Source organism: Streptomyces plumbidurans (assembly GCF_019857225.1).
GTDB lineage: Bacteria > Actinomycetota > Actinomycetes > Streptomycetales > Streptomycetaceae > Streptomyces > Streptomyces plumbidurans.
Genome location: NZ_JAFJSY010000119.1, coordinates 1 through 17,918, shown reverse-complemented (window position 1 = coordinate 17,918; position 17,918 = coordinate 1). Strand labels below are relative to the sequence as shown.

Below are 17,918 nucleotides of genomic sequence, written 5' to 3'. Positions count from 1 at the left end.
GGCCCGCTGTGCCGGCTGCGGGCGGCCACGGCCAGATGCCGCTCGGCGTCCGCCGTCCAGCCCAGGGCGAGCGCGATCCGGCCCGCCAGCAGCGAGGCCTCCGGAGCGGCCGGCGCACCGAAGGACGCGAGCCGTTCGGCCACCGCCGCCGCGTCCGCGACCAGGCGCCCCGAACGCCGCCCCGTGGCCACCCGCGCCTCGATCAGCACGAGTTGGGCATGCGTCTCCCACCAGGGGCGGCGCTGCCCGGCGAACAGCCGTACGGCGAGCGCCGCGCGCGCGATCGCCGTGTGCGGGTCGCCCGCCAGCCGGGCCGCGCGGGCCGCCACCAGCAGCAGCTCCGCCTTGCGGGTGGACTGCCCGCCGATGCCGTCGAGCGACGCGATCGCCGTGTCCGCCTCGGTCAGCGCCTCCGGGGCCAGCCCGGCGGCCATCAGGACCTCGCAGCGCCGGATGTAGAGCATGAAGGAGGGCGTGCCGAGCTTGGCGTACCGCTCCTCGGCCTCGGCCATCAGCCGCAGCGCCAGCGGGATGTCGCCCTGCCGGAAGGCGGCCAGCCCCCGGCTCTCCACCACGTCCGCCTTGTCGTGGTCCTGGCCGGTGGTGTCCCACAGCGCCTCCGCCGCGGTGAAGTCGGCGTCCGCCCGGTCCACCGCGCCGAGCGCCAGATGCACGGTCGCCCGCAGGGTCACCGCCCGCGCCGTCCAGATGACGTCGTCCGCCTGCCGCAGCACGGGTATCGCCCGCCGTACGTCCTCCAGCGCCTCACGGTGCCGACCCAGCACCCAGGAGGCGTAGGCCCGCCGGAACAGCACCCGCGCGCGGGTGTGACCGCTGCTGACCGTGACGCCCCGCTCCAGCGCCTCGAGGCCCTGCCGGGTGCGGCCCGCGTGCACCAGTGCCACGCCGAGCGCGGCCAGCACGTCCGCCTCCCGGTCCGGTGCCTGGGCGCGCGCCGCCAGGTCACGGGCCCGGCGCAGATGGTGCAGCGCGATACGGATGTCGCCCCAGTCCCGCTGCCAGATGCCGATCACCTGGTGAGCGACCGAGGCGCGCCAGGCCGACGGATCGGAGTCGAGCACGCCCTGCGCCCGGGCCCGGGCCTCGCCCGGGTCGGCGAACACCATCGGCAGCAGTTCGAGAACCGGTTCGCTTCCCGCTGTCACTCCATGGATGGTAGTGGCCCAGGTGGCGGGCCACACCAGGTTGGTGCTGTATCAACCAACTGCCCCGAGACTCTTGCTGACGACTGTCGCCTCAGTGGGAGGGAAACGCCATGGCACCTCAGCGGTTCCGCGAGCAGTTCGACCAGATCCAGCGTTCGTTGCCCGACGTCTCCCTGGCCCTGGGGCCCGACGACGCGGCGGAGTTCATCTACGAGAAGGGGGTGGTCCTCGCCCGGGACGGCGAGGAGGCGCGGCTCGTCGAGGACACCGTGCGCACCCACTTCACCGAGGCGACCGGCCTGACCGCCGACCATGTGCGCCGGGTCAGCCCGGAGACCAACCGCTCGGGCATCACTCGCATCCAGGTCGGCGACCCCGGGCACGGGGACCGGCACGGCGACCGGGCCGTCGCCCACGCCCTGCGGTCCATGCGCGGCCACGAGGGGCGCGCCGGGCGCAGGCTGGTCAGCCGCAACCACGTGGTGTCCATCGCGGTCAACTCCTGCCCCGGCGACGAGCCGGTGCCCGCACCCCTCACCCAGGGCACCAACCCGGCCCCGGCCGAGGGCGGCCACGACGCGGACACCGCGGTCGGCGTCCTGGTCATCGACAACGGCCTCACCCACGACTACGGCATGGTCCCGCTGCTCGCCCACGTCCAGGGCGACCTGCACGGCACCGAGACCGACGAGCAGGGCAACCTCCTGCAGTACGTGGGCCACGGCACGTTCATCGCCGGACTGCTCGCGGCGGTCGCACCGAACACAAACATCACCGTGCGCAGCACCCTCAACGACGCGGGCGCCATCCTGGAGGACCAGTTCGGCCAGCGGCTGTTCGACGCGGTCGACGAGCACGGCTGGCCGGACATCATCAGCCTGTCCGCCGGCACCTCCAACGGCCGCACCGACGGCCTGCTCGGCGTCGAGGGCTTCATGCAGGAACTGCGCGGACAGCGCACCCTGATGGTCGCCGCGGCCGGCAACAACTCCAGCGCCACGCCGTTCTGGCCCGCCGCCTACGCCTCCCTGCCCGACTTCTCGGACGTGGTGCTGTCGGTCGGCGCGCTGCGCGGCGACGGCGAGTTCGGCGCCTGCTTCACCAACCACGGCGGCTGGGTCAACGCCTACGCCCCGGGCGAGCGCCTGACCAGCACCCTGACGGGCTTCGACGCGCCGGTGCCGTACGTCTACCAGCACTCCACCTACGACGCCTGCCGGTTCGGCTTCGGCTACGCCTGCACCTGCCAGTACCCCCGCCACACCGGCGTACTGAGCGAGGCCGGCACGCCCACCGCCGCCAAGGCGGACCAGGTGATGTTCGAGGGCTACGCGCACTGGAGCGGCACCTCGTTCTCCGCGCCCGTCGCCGCCGGTCTGGTCGCCGCCTACATGACGGCCAACAAGGAGAGCGACCCGCGCGCCGCGGGCAAGCAACTGCTCGCGGCGAACACCGAGTTCGCCGAGGTGCGCGGGGCCCATGTGCCGGCGCTCCTCCCGGCAGGCTGGCGCCCGGGTACGGTCGTGCAGCTGGCTCCCGGGGCATGAGGTCTGGAACGTCTCCCTCCACGGCGTACGATGTCATGCCGTACACGAGGGGTGGGGCCGTGGACCGAGCAGATGTCGGCGCGCTGGTCCAGTCCGCCGTCGACGGCGACGCGGCGGCCTGGAAAGCGCTCGTGGAAGGGCTGAGCCCACTGGTGTGGTCCGTCGTGCGCTCGCACCGGCTTTCCGAGGCCGATGCGCACGAGGTGTACCAGACGGCGTGGTTCCGGTTCGCCCAGCACCTGGGGCGGATCCGGGAACCGGAGAAGGCCGGGTCCTGGCTGGCGAGCACCGCACGGCACGAGTGCCTGAAGGTGCTCAAGAGCTTAAGGCGGCTGACCCCGACGGACGATCCGCAGCTGCTCGACCGGGTCAGTGAGGACCGTACGCCCGAGCAGTCGATCCTCGATCTGGAGGAGGCGGCCGCCGAGACCGAGCGGATCCGCCGGGTGTGGCAGGAGTTCGAGGAACTCGGCGACCGCTGCAGGCAGTTGCTGCGCGTCCTGATGTCCTCGCCGCCGCCCAGCTATCAGGAGGTGTCCGTGGCGCTGGGGATCGCCGTGGGCAGCATCGGGCCGCTCCGGCAGCGCTGCCTGCGGCGGTTGCGGGCACGGCTGGAAGCACGGGGAGCGGTGTGAGGGACATGGACGACGACATGAGCGGGATCGGCGGCGAGGGCACTTTCGAGGGCGGGGACGCCTTCGCGGGCGAGGACCCGGACCTCGACCTGCTGGAGGAGGAACTGCGCCGGGCCGCGACCATCCTGGACCCGGTGCCGCCCGAGCTGCGTCAGATCGCCGTCGAGGCCTTCGCGCTGCACGACCTCGATGCTCAGATCGCCGAGCTGACCTTCGACTCGGTGGTGGACGCGATCCCCGTGCGGGGTGCGACGGACGTGCCGCGCATGCTCACGTTCCACGCGGGCGGGGTGACCGTCGACGTGGAACTGACCGTGCAGGGGCTGATGGGGCAGGTGCTGCCGCCGCAGACGGCCGGGATCGAGGTGCTCAGCGGCCCGGTCTCGGGCTCGCCCCTGGAGACCGACGCCTTGGGGCGCTTCACCTACGACCGGCCGCTCGCCGGCCCGTTCGCGCTGCGTCTGCGGACCGGCGAGGGAGTGCTCGTCACGGACTGGCTGACGGCATGACCGGGGGCCCTGCCCTCACCGGGGGACGGGCAGGTGCTGCCGCCCGCGGACGGCCGGGATCGAGGTGCTCAGCGGCCCGGTCTCGGGCTCGCCCCTGGAGACCGACGCCTTGGGGCGCTTCACCTACGACCGGCCGCTCGCCGGCCCGTTCGCGCTGCGTCTGCGGACCGGCGAGGGAGTGCTCGTCACGGACTGGCTGACGGCATGACCGGGGGCCCTGCCCTCACCGGGGGACGGGCAGGTGCTGCCGCCCGCGGACGGCCGGGATCGAGGTGCTCAGCGGCCCGGTCTCGGGCTCGCCCCTGGAGACCGACGCCTTGGGGCGCTTCACCTACGACCGGCCGCTCGCCGGCCCGTTCGCGCTGCGTCTGCGGACCGGCGAGGGAGTGCTCGTCACGGACTGGTTGACGGCATGACCGGGGGCCCTGCCCTCACCGGGGGACGGCAGGGTCCGCGGACCACGTGACGGGCAGGTTCCGCGGACCTCGGATCATGGTCCTGCGGCGCCAGACCACCTGGTCGGCGGGGACCGCGAGTTCGAGGCCCGGCAGCCGGTCCAGCAGGGTGTCGACGAGCAGTTCGGTCTGCAGCCGGGCGAGCACGGCCCCGGTGCAGTGGTGCGGGCCGTTGCCGAACGCCAGATGGGGCCTCGGCGCACGGTCCGCGTCGATGCGGCCCGGGTCGGGGAAGACGTCCGGGTCGTGATTGGCGGCCAGGTAGGAGACGTAGACGGGGTCGCCCGCGCTGATGCGGTGGCCGTGCAGCACCACGTCCTCCAGGGCGATCCGGGCCAGACCGACCGAGGTGCGGTGCGGGATGAAACGCAGCAGCTCGTCGATGACCGCGCCGCGCCCGTGCTGCTCGCGCATCCGCGCCGCCAGCTCCGGGCGGCTGAGCATCAGGAACAGCATCTGACCGCAGTTGTGGGTGACCGCCTCGCCGCCGATCTGCAGCGGCCCGGCGAGGCCCACCGCCTCCTCCTCACTGATCTCGCCCCGGCCGACGGCGGCCCCGAGCAGTGAGTACACGTCCCCGCCGGTGCTCCCCGCCCGGGCCCGGACGGTCTCGGTGATCCACCCGTACAGGCCCTGCTTGGCCCGGTCGGCGGCCTCGGCCCCGCCCGACGTGGAGATGATCTGCCGCGTCCAGGCGTGCACCCGCTCCCGGTCCGCGACGGGCACCCCCATCACCTCACTGACCACGGTGATCGGGAACGGCTCCAGCACCCGCTCGACCAGATCGGCCGGCGGCCCGTCGCGTACGACCCCGTCGACCAGCTCGTTCAGGATCCGCTGCGCGCGGGGCCGCAGCCGCTTCATCGCGGCCACCGTGAACGCGCCCGCGACCGGCTTGCGCAGCCGGTTGTGGTCGGGCTGGTCGGCCCAGGCGAGCGAGCCCGGCCGGGGCGCGAAGCTGGGGGCGAGCCGGGTCACCTGGCGGTGGGTGACCTCCGTACGGCTGAAACGGGGATCGTTGGTGATCAGCTTCACGTCCTCGTACCGGGTCGCCAGCCACGCCCAGCCCTCGCCGTGCGGCAGCCGGATCCGGGTCAGCGGCCCCTCGCGCATCAGCTCCGCGAGCACGGGGTCGAACTCGGTCCCGTCGAGGTCGAGTGCGGGCCAGTCCCGCACCGGGGGTGGCGCCTGCTCGGTCAGCGTGCTGGTCTCCTCGGTCATGCCATCCACCCTGGGGCCGTGGGCGGGGCGTGTCGCGCGGGAGTGCTCCAGCCGGAGGTCAGCCGGTCACGGCGTCGACGAGCGCGGCGAGCGCCGATGCCAGACCGGTCAGCCCGGGGCCCGCGGGACCGCCCGGCTCGGTCATGTACGTGTCCCGGCGGATCTCCACCATCAGCGCGCCGACCCGCGCGTCCGTGCCGTAGAACTCCAGCGGTACGTACGCCCCACCGAACGGGCTGTCCACCCCCGTCCCCCCGCAGTCCGCGAACGCGTCCCGCGCGGCGGCCGTGAGCTCGGGCGGCGTATGGAAGGAGCCGGTCCCGAGACAGACCGGCGGCCGGGGGCCCGCACCGTGCAGCTCGTAGGGCAGCGCGACGCTCGGATACGAGTGCACGTCGATGATCACAGCCCGCCCCACCGCGGCCAATCGCCCGGCCACCGCCTCGGTCATGGCCCGCGCGTACGGCCGAAAATACTGCTCGATCAGCGGCCCGGGGTCTGTATCAGCGGGTCGCAGCACACCCCGGTGCGTGGTCCGCGTGTACACCGCCCCCATCCCGACCGCCAGCATCTCCTCCCGCTCGTCCGGAAACCGCTCGGGATCGACCACCAGCCGCGACAGCCGATTGACGAACCGCCAAGGAGCAAGCCCCGACAACCTGGCGGCACTCTCGGCGAGTTCAGCGGTGTGCGCATCGGTGATGTGATCCAACTCCCGCTCCAGAGCGGCGTCATCGAGCACGATCCCCTCTCGCACCGCCTCCGGGATCTCCCGCGAGGAGTGCGGCACATGAAGGATCACGGGGGAGTCGGGGGCGCCGGGGAGGAGGGTGTGGGAGGGGCTGGCGCTGGGCATGTGGGGCTCCTGGGGCGGGTGTTGCGGGCGGGATCGTGGAACGGCTGCCTGGGCGTGGCACCGCGGCTGCCCAAGAATGCCGTCGTTCCCCGGCGCTCGGAACGCCGCAGCCCCGGCCGGGGGTTCACCCGGTCGGGGCTGCGGCGAGAAGGTGCTGCTTGGGTCAGCTCAGGGACGCCAGGGCTCCGTTCCAGGTGGCCGACGGGCGCATGACCGCGGCGGCCTTGGCCGGGTCGGGCTGGTAGTAGCCGCCGATGTCGGCCGGCTCGCCCTGGACGGCGAGCAGCTCGTCGACGATCTTCTGCTCGTTCGCGGCGAGCGTCTCGGCGAGCGGGGCGAAGGCCTTGGCCAGGTCCGCGTCGTCGGTCTGCGCCGCCAGCTCCTGCGCCCAGTACAGGGACAGGAAGAAGTGGCTGCCGCGGTTGTCGATGCCGCCGACGCGGCGGGTCGGGGACTTGTCCTCGTTCAGGAAGGTCGCCGTGGCGCGGTCGAGCGTGTCGGCGAGGACCTTGGCGCGGGTGTTGCCGGTGGTCGCGGCGTACTGCTCGAAGGCCGGGACCAGGGCGAAGAACTCACCCAGGGAGTCCCAGCGCAGGTAGTTCTCCTTGATCAGCTGCTGGACGTGCTTCGGCGCGGAGCCGCCGGCGCCCGTCTCGAACAGGCCGCCGCCCGCCATCAGCGGGACCACCGACAGCATCTTGGCGCTGGTGCCCAGCTCCAGGATGGGGAAGAGGTCGGTGAGGTAGTCGCGCAGCACGTTGCCGGTCACCGAGATGGTGTCCTCACCGCGGCGGATGCGCTCCACCGACAGCTTGGTGGCCTCGACCGGGGCGAGGATACGGATGTCCAGGCCCTCGGTGTCGTGCTCCGGCAGGTACGCCTTGACCTTGGCGATCAGCTGCGCGTCGTGCGCGCGGGTCTCGTCCAGCCAGAACACGGCCGGGTTGCCGGTGGCGCGGGCGCGGGTGACGGCCAGCTTCACCCAGTCCTTGATCGGCGCGTCCTTGGTCTGGCAGGTGCGGAAGATGTCACCGGCGGCGACGGGCTGCTCGAGGACGGCGTTGCCGTTCTGGTCGACCAGGCGGACCGTGCCGGCCGTCTTGATCTCGAAGGTCTTGTCGTGGGAGCCGTACTCCTCGGCCTTCTGCGCCATCAGGCCGACGTTCGGCACCGAGCCCATGGTCGAGGGGTCGTAGGCGCCGTTGGCCCGGCAGTCGTCGATCACGGCCTGGTAGACGCCCGCGTAGGAGGAGTCCGGCAGGACCGCGAGGGTGTCGGCCTCCGCGCCGTCCGGGCCCCACATGTGGCCGGAGGTGCGGATCATGGCCGGCATCGAGGCGTCCACGATCACGTCGGAGGGCACGTGCAGGTTGGTGATGCCGCGGTCGGAGTCGACCATGGCCAGGGCCGGGCCCTCCCCGAGCTCGGCGTCGAAGGAGGCCTTGATCTCGGCGCCCTCGGGCAGGGCCTCCAGGCCCTTGTAAATACCGCCCAGGCCGTCGTTCGGGCTCAGACCGGCGGCGGCGAGCGTGCTGCCGTACTTCGCGAAGGTCTTCGGGAAGAACGTGCGTACCACGTGACCGAAGATGATCGGGTCGGAGACCTTCATCATCGTGGCCTTGAGGTGCACGGAGAACAGCACGCCCTCCTGCTTGGCGCGGGCGACCTGCGCGGCGAGGAACTCGTTCAGCGCGGCGGCGCGCATCACGGATGCGTCGACGACCTCGCCCTCGAGGACGGGCACGGACTCGCGCAGCACGGTGGTGCTGCCGTCCTCGGCGACCAGCTCGATCCGCAGGGAACCGGCCTCGGAGATCACCGCGGACTTCTCCGTGGAGCGGAAGTCGTCCTGGCTCATGGTCGCGACGTTGGTCTTGGAGTCAGCGCTCCAGGCGCCCATGCGGTGCGGGTGGGTCTTGGCGTAGTTCTTGACCGAGGCGGGGGCGCGCCGGTCGGAGTTGCCCTCGCGCAGGACCGGGTTGACCGCGGAGCCCTTGATCTTGTCGTAGCGGGCCTGGATCTCCCGCTCCTCGTCGGTCTTCGGGTCGTCCGGGTAGTTCGGCAGCGCGTAGCCCTGGCTCTGCAGCTCGGCGATGGCGGCCTTCAGCTGCGGGATGGACGCCGAGATGTTCGGCAGCTTGATGATGTTGGCCTCGGGCGTCTTGGCCAGCTCACCCAGCTCGTGCAGGGCGTCCGGAATCCGCTGGTCCTCGGCGAGGTACTCCGGGAACACGGCGATGATGCGCCCGGCCAGCGAGATGTCCCGCGTCGCGACGGTGACACCCGCCTGCGAGGCGTACGCCTGAACCACCGGCAGGAAGGAATACGTCGCCAGGGCGGGGGCCTCGTCAGTGTGCGTATAGAAGATGGTCGAGTCAGTCACCGGGTGCTCCGCTCCACGTCTGCAACATTGCTCGACATCAAGATATCTCGTGATCGAGGCGGGCTCGAAAGGGGTGTGGCACATGTCCTACGGTCCGGGACCCGATCCGGGTGATCGAAGCGCCCCCGCCGGGTCCCCGACGAAGATCGTGCATGTGATCGCCGGCGGCCTGAGCCGACCCCTTCCGCGCCCGCCCCCGACCCCTCAGTCGCGCGTCGGGCGAGACGGCTGCGGATACCCCTCGCCCGCTTCGGCCCCCGTCTCTACGACCCCTGCCTCGACGGCCCCCGTCTCCTCCGACCCGCGCTGGTGCGGTATCACCACCGAGCCCTGCTGCAGTGCCACCGTGCGCGCGGGGGCCGGGATGCGGATGCCCTCCTCGCGGTAGCGCTTGTGCAGGGCCTTGATGAACTCGTGCTTGATCCGGAACTGGTCGCTGAACTCGCCCACGCCCAGGATGACCGTGAAGCCGATGCGCGAGTCGCCGAAGGTGTGGAAGCGGATCGCCGGCTCGTGGTCCGGGACCGCGCCGCTGACGTCCCGCATCACCTCGCCGATGACGTCCATGGTCACCCGCTCGACATGGTCGAGATCACTGTCGTAGGCGACACCCACCTGCACCAGGATCGTCATCCGCTGCTCGGGACGCATGTAGTTGGTCATGTTCGAGCGGGCGAGCTCGCCGTTGGGGATGACGACCAGGTTGTTGGAGAGCGCCCGTACCGTCGTCTGCCGCCAGTTGATGTCCTCGACGTAGCCCTCCTCGCCGCTGCTCAGCTGGATGTAGTCGCCCGGCTGCACGGTCTTGGAGGCGAGGATGTGGATGCCCGCGAAGAGGTTCGCGAGCGTGTCCTGCAGCGCCAGGGCGACCGCGAGACCGCCCACGCCCAGGGCGGTGAGCAGGGGCGCTATGGAGATGCCCAGGGTCTGCAGCATCACCAGGAAGCCGATCGCCAGGACCAGCACCCGGGTGATGTTGACGAAGATCGTGGCCGACCCCGCGACCCCCGAGCGGGAACTGGTCACCGTACGCACCAGGCCCGCGATCACCCGGGCCGCCGTCACGGTGACGACGAGGATGAACAGTACGGTCAGCACCTGGTTGACGTGATTCTGCACCGTTCTGGTCAGCGGCAGCGCGGCGCCCGCCGAGGCCGCCCCGCCCAGGATCGCCGCCCACGGCACCACCGTGCGCAGCGCGTCGACGATGACGTCGTCGCCGCTCCAGCGGGTGCGGTCGGCGTGCTTGCCCAGCCAGCGCAGCAGCATGCGCAGCAAGAACGCGGCCAACAGGCCCGCCACCACCGCGATACCGGCGATGACCAGGTCGTCCACGGTGAGTGCCCGGTTCACCGCTCACCTCCGGGAAGACGATCTGCGGCGTCCCCCGCCGCACAGTGCCGGATGTGAAGTGTCGTCACGTATCCACCTGCTCGAATTCGAATGTACGGCCGTCCATCCTGCCGTACTCGGCAGTGTGGCCCGGCACCTGACGGCATCGCACATGCGGCGGGGGTTTCTGAGGTTTCTTGACGCGGGTACCGGTCGGCGGGGGGTTTCTTGACGCCGGTGTCTCCCGGCGGCAGGCTGGCGCGCGGTGATCGTCCCGGGCACCGCCCATGTCACGGGCGTCACGGCTGTCACGGACGTCCCGGGCCTCCCGGGCGTCGCGGACGTCGAGGGTTGCGACGGATAGCCACGGGGAGCCACGGGGAGACGCGAGGAGAGGCAGAAATGACAGGTCCGGTGCTCGCGGTCGACCAGGGCACGTCCGGCACCAAGGCGCTGGTCGTCTGCCCCGAACGCGGCGTCATCGGCACCGGATTCGCCGAGGTGCACCCCCGCCCGCTGCCCGGCGGCCGGGTGGAGGCCGACCCCGAGGAGCTGTACCGCTCGGTGCTCGACGCGGGCGCCCGGGCCCTGGCCGAGGCGCGCGAACCCGTCGTCGCGCTGGGCCTGGCCAACCAGGGCGAGACCGTGCTCGCCTGGGACCCGGACACCGGCCGCCCGCTCACCGACGCCCTGGTCTGGCAGGACCGCCGAGCCGAGTCGGTATGCGCCGAACTCGCCCCGTGCGCCGATGAGTTGCGGGCTCTGACCGGACTGCCCGTCGACCCGTACTTCGCCGCGCCGAAGATGGCCTGGATCCGCCGGCACCTCACCCGCGAGGGCGTCGTCACCACCAGCGACGCCTGGCTCGTGCACCGCCTCACCGGTGCCTTCGTCACGGATGCCGCGACCGCAGGCCGCACCCAGCTGCTCGACCTCGACCGCACCCAGTGGTCACCACGCGCCCTCGACCTCTACGGGCTGTCGGACGAACGGCTTCCCGAAGTCACGGACAATGCCCAACCCGTGGGTACGACAAGGGAGTTCGGTGCCGAGATCCCACTCACCGGACTGGCCGTCGACCAGCAGGCCGCCCTGCTCGCGCAGCGCATCACCGTTCCCGGCGGCGCCAAGTGCACCTACGGCACCGGCGCGTTCCTCCTCGCCCACACCGGCGACCGCCCACGACGCGGCACCTCGGGCCTGGTCAGCTGTGTGGCCTGGCGCCTTGCCGGACAGGCGAGTTACTGCCTGGACGGCCAGGTCTACACGGCCGCCTCCGCCGTGCGCTGGCTCACCGACCTCGGCGTCATCAAGGGCGCGGCCGACCTGGACGCCGTCGGCGGCGCCGTACCCGACAGCGGCGGCGTCACCTTCGTGCCGGCACTCGCCGGCCTGGCCGCCCCCTGGTGGCGCGGCGATCTGCGCGGCTCCCTCACCGGGCTCGGCCTCGACACCGGGCCCGGGCATCTGGTGCGCGCCCTGTGCGAGGGCCTCGCGGCCCAGGTCGTCCTCCTCGCCGACGCCGCGGCGGCCGACCTGGGCGAGCCGCTGTCCGCGCTCCGGGTCGACGGCGGCCTCACTCGCTCCTCGCTGCTCATGCAGACCCAGGCCGACCTGCTGCAACGCCCCGTCGAGGTGTCCGCCCTGCCCGACGCGACCGCGTTGGGCGTCGGCGCCCTGGCTCGGCTCGGCGCCCGCCCCGGCCTGTCCCTCGCCGAGGTGCTGCCGGACGGGAAACCGTCCGCGGTGTACGAGCCGCGCATCTCCGCCGACGAGGCGGCCGCGCGCCTGTCCGGCTTCCGCACCGCCGTCACCGCCCTCCTCGACGCATGACGGCCGGACGCACGAAGGCCGGACGCATGAAGGCCGAACGCATGAACAGCCCGCGCGCGACGGTCACCACGCACGGTCCCCTGCCCGACCGGCCCTACGACGTCGCCGTCGTCGGCGCCGGAGTCGTCGGCTGCGCGATCGCCCGCGCCCTCGCGCACCACCCGCGCCTCCGCGTCGCCCTCGTCGAGGCCCAGGACGACGTCGGTCAGGGCACCTCCAAGGCGAACACCGCGATCCTGCACACCGGGTTCGACGCTGTCCCCGGCTCCCTCGAAGCCCGGCTCGTCCGCGAGGGGTCCCGTCAACTCGCCGCCTACGCCGCCGAGTCGGGGATCCCCGTCGAGAAGGTCGGTGCGCTGCTCGTCGCCTGGGACGAGGAGCAACTGGCCGCCCTGCCCCGCCTCGCGCGGAAGGCCGAGCGCAACGAGTACCGGGAGACCCGACTGCTGGATCCCGCCGAACTCTACGCGCGCGAACCCCACTTGGGCCCCGGCGCGCTCGGCGCCCTGCACGTGCCCGGCGAGTCCGTCATCTGCCCCTGGACGACCACCCTGGCGTACGCCACCCAGGCCGTACTCGGCGGCGTCGAACTGCACCTCAACTCGCCCGTGCAGGACGCCAGTCACGACGGCAGCAGCCATCGCCTGCGCACCCGCCGCGGCACCCTGCGCGCCCGACACCTCGTCAACGCCGCCGGGCTCCACGCCGACACCCTCGACCGGCAGCTCGGCCACCACGACTTCACGGTGACCCCGCGCCGCGGCCAGCTCATCGTCTACGACCGCTTCGCCCGCGCCCTGGTCCAGCACATCCTGCTGCCCGTCCCGACCGCCCTCGGCAAGGGTGTCCTGGTCGCCCCCACCGTCCACGGCAACGTCCTCCTCGGCCCCACCGCCGAGGACCTCCGCGACAAACGCGCCACCGACTCCACGGCCGACGGCCTCGCACTGCTGCGCGACAAGGGCCGCCGCCTCCTGCCGGAGCTGGTCGAGGAGGAGATCACCGCCGTCTACGCCGGTCTGCGTGCCGCGACGGAACACGACGACTACCGCATCACCGCGCACCCGTCACAGGCGTACGTCACCGTCGGCGGTATCCGCTCCACCGGACTGACCGCCTCTCTCGCCATCGCCGACCATGTCACCGGCCTGCTGGCCGCGAACGGCCTCGACCTCGGCCCGGTGCGCGAACCACCGCCCGTCCGCATGCCCCACCTCGGCGAGAACGCACCGCGCCCCTGCGAGCAGCCACAACTCGTCGCCGCCGACCCGGAGTACGGCACCCTCGTCTGCCATTGCGAGCGCGTCTCGCGCGGCGAGATCCGCGACGCCCTCGGCAGTACGATCCCGCCGCGCACCCTGGACGGACTGCGCCGCCGCACCCGCGCCCGGGCGGGCCGCTGCCAGGGCTTCCACTGCGGGGCGGCGGTCCGGGCACTGCTCGAGGAGGCCCGCGGGTGAGGAACGTCGACGTCCTCGTGGTGGGCGGCGGCCCCGGCGGACTGGCCGCCGCCGCCCGGCTGGCCGCCGCCGGAGCGGGCAGTGTCGAGGTGCTGGAGCGGGAACAGCAGGCCGGCGGAGTGCCCCGGTACAGCGCCCACGGCGGATTCGGCACCTGGTCCCGTCCGTTGACCGGGCCCGCGTACGCCCGGCTGCTCACCGATGCCGCGATCGCCGCCGGAGCGGTCGTACGCACCGGGGTGAGCGCTCTCGACTGGGCAGGCCCGCTCACGCTGACGACCACCGGCCCCGAGGGCCCCGAAACCCTCACTGCCCGTGCCGTCGTCCTGGCCACCGGCGCCCATGAACGCTCCCGCGCCGCACGCCTGGTCCCCGGCACCCGCCCCGCCGGCGTCCTCACCACGGGCGAGTTGCTGCAATCCGTGCACCTGTACGGGCAGCACATCGGCAGCCGGGCGGTGATCGTCGGCGCGCAGGACGTCTCGTACACGGCTGCCAGGACCATCCGGACCGCGGGCGCGGACGTAGTCGCCATGGTCACGGACCTGCCCCGCCCCCAGACGTCCCCGGCCCGCGCCCACGACGCCCGCCTGCGCGGCCGTGTCCCCCTGCTGACCGACACCACGGTGACCGAACTCCTGGGCCACGGACGCCTGTCGGGCGTCAGCGTCCGCCACCGCGACGGCCGTACGATCACGCTGCTGTGCGACACGGTCGTCTTCACCGGCGACTTCGTACCCGACCACGAGCTGGCCCGGCGTGGGGGAGTGGCCCTCGACCCCGGCACCCGCGGACCCGCCGTCGACGGCGCCCTGCGCACCTCGCGTCCGGGCGTCTTCGCCGTCGGCAGCGTGCTGCACCCCGTCGAGAGCGCGTCCGTGGCGATGCGCGAGGGCGCGCACGCGGCAGGGGCGGTCAAGAAATGGTTCACCGATGAGGAGGCCTGGCCGACCGGAGTCCCCCTGACCGTTCAGCCGCCCCTGCACTGGATCGCCCCCGGCCGCGTCACCCCGACCGACCGCCTCCCGTACGTCCTGCGCACCACCACCCTGCTGACGCGCCCCGTTCTCGAAGTCACCCAGGACGGGAGGGAGTTGTACCGCCACCGGCTGCGGACCGCCGTGCCGAACCGCACGGTGCGCCTCCCGGCGAGCTGGACGCACCGGGTCGATCGGCAGGGCGGCCCGGTGCGGGTGACGGTCACCGGTCCGTGAACCCCCGTATGCCGCCCGGCCCCTCCCCCTCCACACCGGCTGCCGTGGTGACGCGCCCGGTTGTCGGGCGGTGTGGGTGGCGGTCACCGGTCGGTGAAACGCCCTGTGCCGCCCGCCCCCTCCACACCAGCTGCCGTGCTGACGCGCCCGGTTGTCGAACGGTGCGGGTGGGGGTTCACCGGTCCGTGAAAGACCCGTGCCGCCCGGTCCCTCGGGCGAACCGTGCGGCGCTCTCCATGCTCGCGTGCAACAGGCCCGTGCGGTGGCGGAGTTCGCGTGCATGGCCGCGGGGTCGTCCGGCTGGTCCTGCTCAGACAGCGGAGTTGCCGTGCTGAAGCGTCCGGTTTTGGGAGCGGTGCGGGTGGCGGTTCACCGGTCCGTGAAAGACCCGTGCCGCCCGGCCCCTCGGGCGAACCGTGCGGCGCCTTCCAGGCTTTCGTCCAACACGCCCATGCCGTGGCGGAGTTCGCCGCGCATCGCTTCGACCTCGTCCAGCCCGTCCTGCTCCAGGACCGACGCTCGGTCGCTCCGCAGACAGGCCTGCGGGAAGCCCGCGATCTCGGCAGCCAGCGCCTCCGCCTCCCCGCGGGCCGTGCCGACGGGGACCACGCGGTTGGCGAGCCCCATCTCGTGGGCCTCCCGCGCCGCCACCGGCCGCCCGGTGAGGATCATGTCCATCGCGCGGCTCTGCCCGATCAGCCGGGGCAGCCGTACCGTCCCGCCGTCGATCAACGGCACGCCCCAGCGGCGGCAGAACACGCCGAAGACCGCGTCCTCCTCCGCCACCCGCAGATCGCACCACAGGGCCAGTTCGAGACCACCGGCCACCGCATGCCCCGCGACCGCGGCGATCACCGGCTTGGACAGCCGCAGCCGGGTCGGCCCCATCGGTCCGTCACCGTCCTCCGCGACCCGGTTGCCACGCGCGGTGCCGATCGCCTTGAGGTCGGCGCCCGCGCAGAACGTGCCGCCCTCGCCCCACAGCACCGCCGCGCGCGCCTCCTCGTCCGCCTCGAACTCCCGGAAGGCGGCCACGAGTTCGGCGGCCGTAGGACCGTCCACGGCGTTGCGGGCCTCGGGGCGGGAGAGGACGACCGTGGTGACGTGTCCCTGGCGCTCGGTACGGACCGGCATGTCGAGTCCTCTTTTCCTCTGCGAGTTTTCCTGTGCGAGGCTGACTGTTCCTACAGAGGGAGTGTTCCTGATGGCGGACGCAGGCGTCGCCCCGCCGGTCGCCGTGGTGACCGGCGCCAATCGCGGGATCGGGTACGAGGTCGCACGGCAGCTGGCCGAGCGCGGCCACCGCGTGGTCCTCGGCGCCCGCGACCTCGACCAGGGGTGCACGGCCGCCGCGCGGATCGATCCGGGCGGGGAACGGGTCACGGCCGTACAGCTCGACGTCGCCGACGAGGCGAGCGTGACCGCCATGGCCGAACGGGTCACCCGCGAACTCGGGCGTACGGACGTGGTCGTCAACAACGCGGCGATCCTCTACGACACCTGGGCCCGGGCCCGCTCTGCCGAACTCGCGGAGGTCCAACGGGCCCTGGACACCAATCTGTTCGGGGCCTGGCGGGTCACCCAGGCATTGCTTCCGCTGCTGCGGCGAAGCCTGCACCCGCGGGTGGTGATGGTGAGCAGCGAGGGCGGTTCACTGGCGTCGATGAGCGGCGGCACCCCCGCGTACAGCGTCTCCAAGGCCGCGCTCAACGCCCTGACCCGGCTGCTCGCCGGCGAGCTGCGCAGCGACGGCGTCCTCGTCAACGCGATCTGCCCCGGCTGGGTCGCCACCGACATGGGCGGCCGCGGCGGACGCCCGGTGAGCGAGGGGGCCGCCGGAATCACCTGGGCGGCCACGCTCCCCGACGACGGCCCGACCGGAGGGTTCTTCCGGGACGGCAAGCCCGTGCCCTGGTGACGCCTGCCTGGGGCACTGCACCAGGCTGAGGACCCGCCTGGTGCAGTGCCCCGCCTCAGTGCCCGCCCGGTGCAATGCCTGCCTGGCTCAGCGCCCGCTCAGTGCAATGCGCGCCGGGCTCAGCGCCCGCCCAGCTCTAGCGCCCGCCCAGCTCTAGCGCCCGCCTCGCGCCGCCTGCACGGCGCGCCGCCTGCCTGGCTCAGCGCCCGCTCGGCGCGCTGCCCGCCCGGCTCAGGGTCGCCTGGCTCAGCGCCCGCTTGGCTCGACGTACGCCCAGCTTCAGCGTCCGCTCAGCGCAGCGTCCGCCTGGTGCCGCCCGCCTGGGGTAGCGCCCGCCTGGCTTAGCGCCCGCCTGGCTTAGCGCCCGCCTGGCTTAGCGCCCGCCTGGCTTAGCGCCCGCCTGGCTTAGCGCCCGCCTGGCTTAGCGCCCGCCTGGCTTAGCGCCCGCCTGGCTTAGCGCCCGCCTGGCTTAGCGCCCGCCTGGCTTAGCGCCCGCCTGGCTTAGCGCCCGCCTGGCTTAGCGCCCGCCTGGCTTAGCGCCCGCCTGGCTTAGCGCCCGCCTGGCTTAGCGCCCGCCTGGCTTAGCGCCCGCCTGGCTTAGCGCCCGCCTGGCTTAGCGCCCGCCTGGCTTAGCGCCCGCCTGGCTTAGCGCCCGCCTGGCTTAGCGCCCGCCTGGCTTAGCGCCCGCCTGGCTTAGCGCCCGCCTGGCTTAGCGCCCGCCTGGCTTAGCGCCCGCCTGGCTTAGCGCCCGCCTGGCTTAGCGCCCGCCTGGCTTAGCGCCCGCCTGGCTTAGCGCCCGCCTGGCTTAGCGCCCGCCTGGCTTAGCGCCCGCCTGGCTTAGCGCCCGCCTGGCTTAGCGCCCGCCTGGCTTAGCGCCCGCCTGGCTTAGCGCCCGCCTGGCTTAGCGCCCGCCTGGCTTAGCGCCCGCCTGGCTTAGCGCCCGCCTGGCTTAGCGCCCGCCTGGCTTAGCGCCCGCCTGGCTTAGCGCCCGCCTGGCTTAGCGCCCGCCTGGCTTAGCGCCCGCCTGGCTTAGCGCCCGCCCGGCTTAGCGCCCGCCTGGCTCGGCGTGCGCCCAGCTCCAGCGCCCGCGCAGCGCAACGTCCGCCTGACATAGCGCGCGCCCAGCTGCAGCGTCCGCTTGGCGCTACGCCGGCCTGACGCCGCCCACTCGGTGCAATGCCAGCCCAGCGCCGGCCCAGCGCCCGCCTCGCGCCGCCCGCCCGGTGCATTGCATGCATGGTTCAGCACCTGCTCGGCGCAATGCCTGCCCGGCGCTTGCCTGCCGGACGCAATGCCTGCCCGGTGCGCTGCCCGCCCAGCTCAGGGTCGCCCGGGGCTCAGCGCCCGCCTGGCGCCGCCCGCCTGGCGCCGCCCGCCTGGCGCCGCCCC

Annotated in this window: 15 protein-coding genes; 9 read left to right on the top strand and 6 right to left on the bottom strand. The window is 73.0% G+C overall.

The features are described from left to right. Positions 1 to 1,127 (bottom strand): tetratricopeptide repeat protein (locus JYK17_RS38430; protein WP_222812219.1); only part of this gene is annotated, 1,127 nt, incomplete at its 3' end. Positions 1,128 to 1,276: 149 nt separating this feature from the next. Between JYK17_RS38430 and JYK17_RS38425 the strand changes: the two genes are divergently transcribed. From JYK17_RS38425 to JYK17_RS38405, 5 genes are all read left to right on the top strand, one after another. Then, positions 1,277 to 2,713: a S8/S53 family peptidase gene (locus JYK17_RS38425; RefSeq protein WP_108012212.1), complete on the top strand. Its 1,437-nt coding sequence runs from the start codon at positions 1,277 to 1,279 to the stop codon at positions 2,711 to 2,713. A 35-nt stretch (positions 2,714 to 2,748) separates the two neighbouring features. Then, positions 2,749 to 3,348, top strand: a complete 600-nt coding sequence (locus JYK17_RS38420; protein ID WP_234024304.1) for an RNA polymerase sigma factor — start codon at positions 2,749 to 2,751, stop codon at positions 3,346 to 3,348. A 5-nt stretch (positions 3,349 to 3,353) separates the two neighbouring features. After that, entirely contained in the window at positions 3,354 to 3,857 is a 504-nt protein-coding gene (locus tag JYK17_RS38415; protein WP_234548271.1) for a hypothetical protein, read from the top strand. A gap of 64 nt (positions 3,858 to 3,921) precedes the next feature. Further along, complete coding sequence (locus JYK17_RS38410) at positions 3,922 to 4,065, top strand: hypothetical protein (RefSeq protein WP_222812215.1); 144 nt, start codon at positions 3,922 to 3,924, stop codon at positions 4,063 to 4,065. Between the two features lie 64 nt (positions 4,066 to 4,129). After that, positions 4,130 to 4,273: a hypothetical protein gene (locus JYK17_RS38405; RefSeq protein ID WP_222812215.1), complete on the top strand. Its 144-nt coding sequence runs from the start codon at positions 4,130 to 4,132 to the stop codon at positions 4,271 to 4,273. 15 nt (positions 4,274 to 4,288) lie between these two features. Here the strand turns inward: JYK17_RS38405 and JYK17_RS38400 are convergent, their stop codons facing one another. From JYK17_RS38400 to JYK17_RS38385, 4 genes are all read right to left on the bottom strand, one after another. Further along, positions 4,289 to 5,533 (bottom strand): cytochrome P450, encoded by a 1,245-nt coding sequence (locus JYK17_RS38400; protein ID WP_222812214.1) that lies wholly within the window; start codon positions 5,531 to 5,533, stop codon positions 4,289 to 4,291. Positions 5,534 to 5,591: 58 nt separating this feature from the next. Continuing rightward, positions 5,592 to 6,389 carry an N-formylglutamate amidohydrolase gene (locus tag JYK17_RS38395; protein WP_222812213.1) on the bottom strand — a complete coding sequence of 266 codons (798 nt, stop codon included), beginning with the start codon at positions 6,387 to 6,389 and terminating at the stop codon, positions 5,592 to 5,594. 163 nt (positions 6,390 to 6,552) lie between these two features. After that, positions 6,553 to 8,772 (bottom strand): NADP-dependent isocitrate dehydrogenase, encoded by a 2,220-nt coding sequence (locus JYK17_RS38390; RefSeq protein WP_222812212.1) that lies wholly within the window; start codon positions 8,770 to 8,772, stop codon positions 6,553 to 6,555. Positions 8,773 to 8,976: 204 nt separating this feature from the next. After that, positions 8,977 to 10,125, bottom strand: coding sequence for a mechanosensitive ion channel family protein (locus JYK17_RS38385; RefSeq protein WP_222812211.1), 1,149 nt, complete (start codon positions 10,123 to 10,125; stop codon positions 8,977 to 8,979). Positions 10,126 to 10,506: 381 nt separating this feature from the next. Here JYK17_RS38385 and JYK17_RS38380 point away from each other — a divergent pair, with 381 nt between their 5' ends. The 3 genes from JYK17_RS38380 to JYK17_RS38370 are packed head-to-tail and all read left to right on the top strand — an operon-like array spanning position 10,507 to position 14,611. After that, on the top strand, positions 10,507 to 11,937 hold the full coding sequence (locus JYK17_RS38380) for an FGGY family carbohydrate kinase (protein ID WP_108012218.1): 1,431 nt from the start codon (positions 10,507 to 10,509) through the stop codon (positions 11,935 to 11,937). A gap of 41 nt (positions 11,938 to 11,978) precedes the next feature. Continuing rightward, a complete protein-coding gene (locus JYK17_RS38375) occupies positions 11,979 to 13,397 on the top strand; it encodes an FAD-dependent oxidoreductase (RefSeq protein WP_222812217.1) in 1,419 nt (472 codons plus the stop codon). Then, positions 13,394 to 14,611 carry an NAD(P)/FAD-dependent oxidoreductase gene (locus JYK17_RS38370; protein WP_222812210.1) on the top strand — a complete coding sequence of 406 codons (1,218 nt, stop codon included), beginning with the start codon at positions 13,394 to 13,396 and terminating at the stop codon, positions 14,609 to 14,611. Before JYK17_RS38375 ends, JYK17_RS38370 begins: the two co-directional genes overlap by 4 nt. Before the next feature lie 369 nt (positions 14,612 to 14,980). Here the strand turns inward: JYK17_RS38370 and JYK17_RS38365 are convergent, their stop codons facing one another. Continuing rightward, on the bottom strand, positions 14,981 to 15,745 hold the full coding sequence (locus tag JYK17_RS38365) for a crotonase/enoyl-CoA hydratase family protein (RefSeq protein WP_222812209.1): 765 nt from the start codon (positions 15,743 to 15,745) through the stop codon (positions 14,981 to 14,983). 70 nt (positions 15,746 to 15,815) lie between these two features. Between JYK17_RS38365 and JYK17_RS38360 the strand changes: the two genes are divergently transcribed. Beyond that, positions 15,816 to 16,529, top strand: coding sequence for an SDR family oxidoreductase (locus JYK17_RS38360; protein ID WP_222812208.1), 714 nt, complete (start codon positions 15,816 to 15,818; stop codon positions 16,527 to 16,529). Positions 16,530 to 17,918: the final 1,389 nt, after the last annotated feature.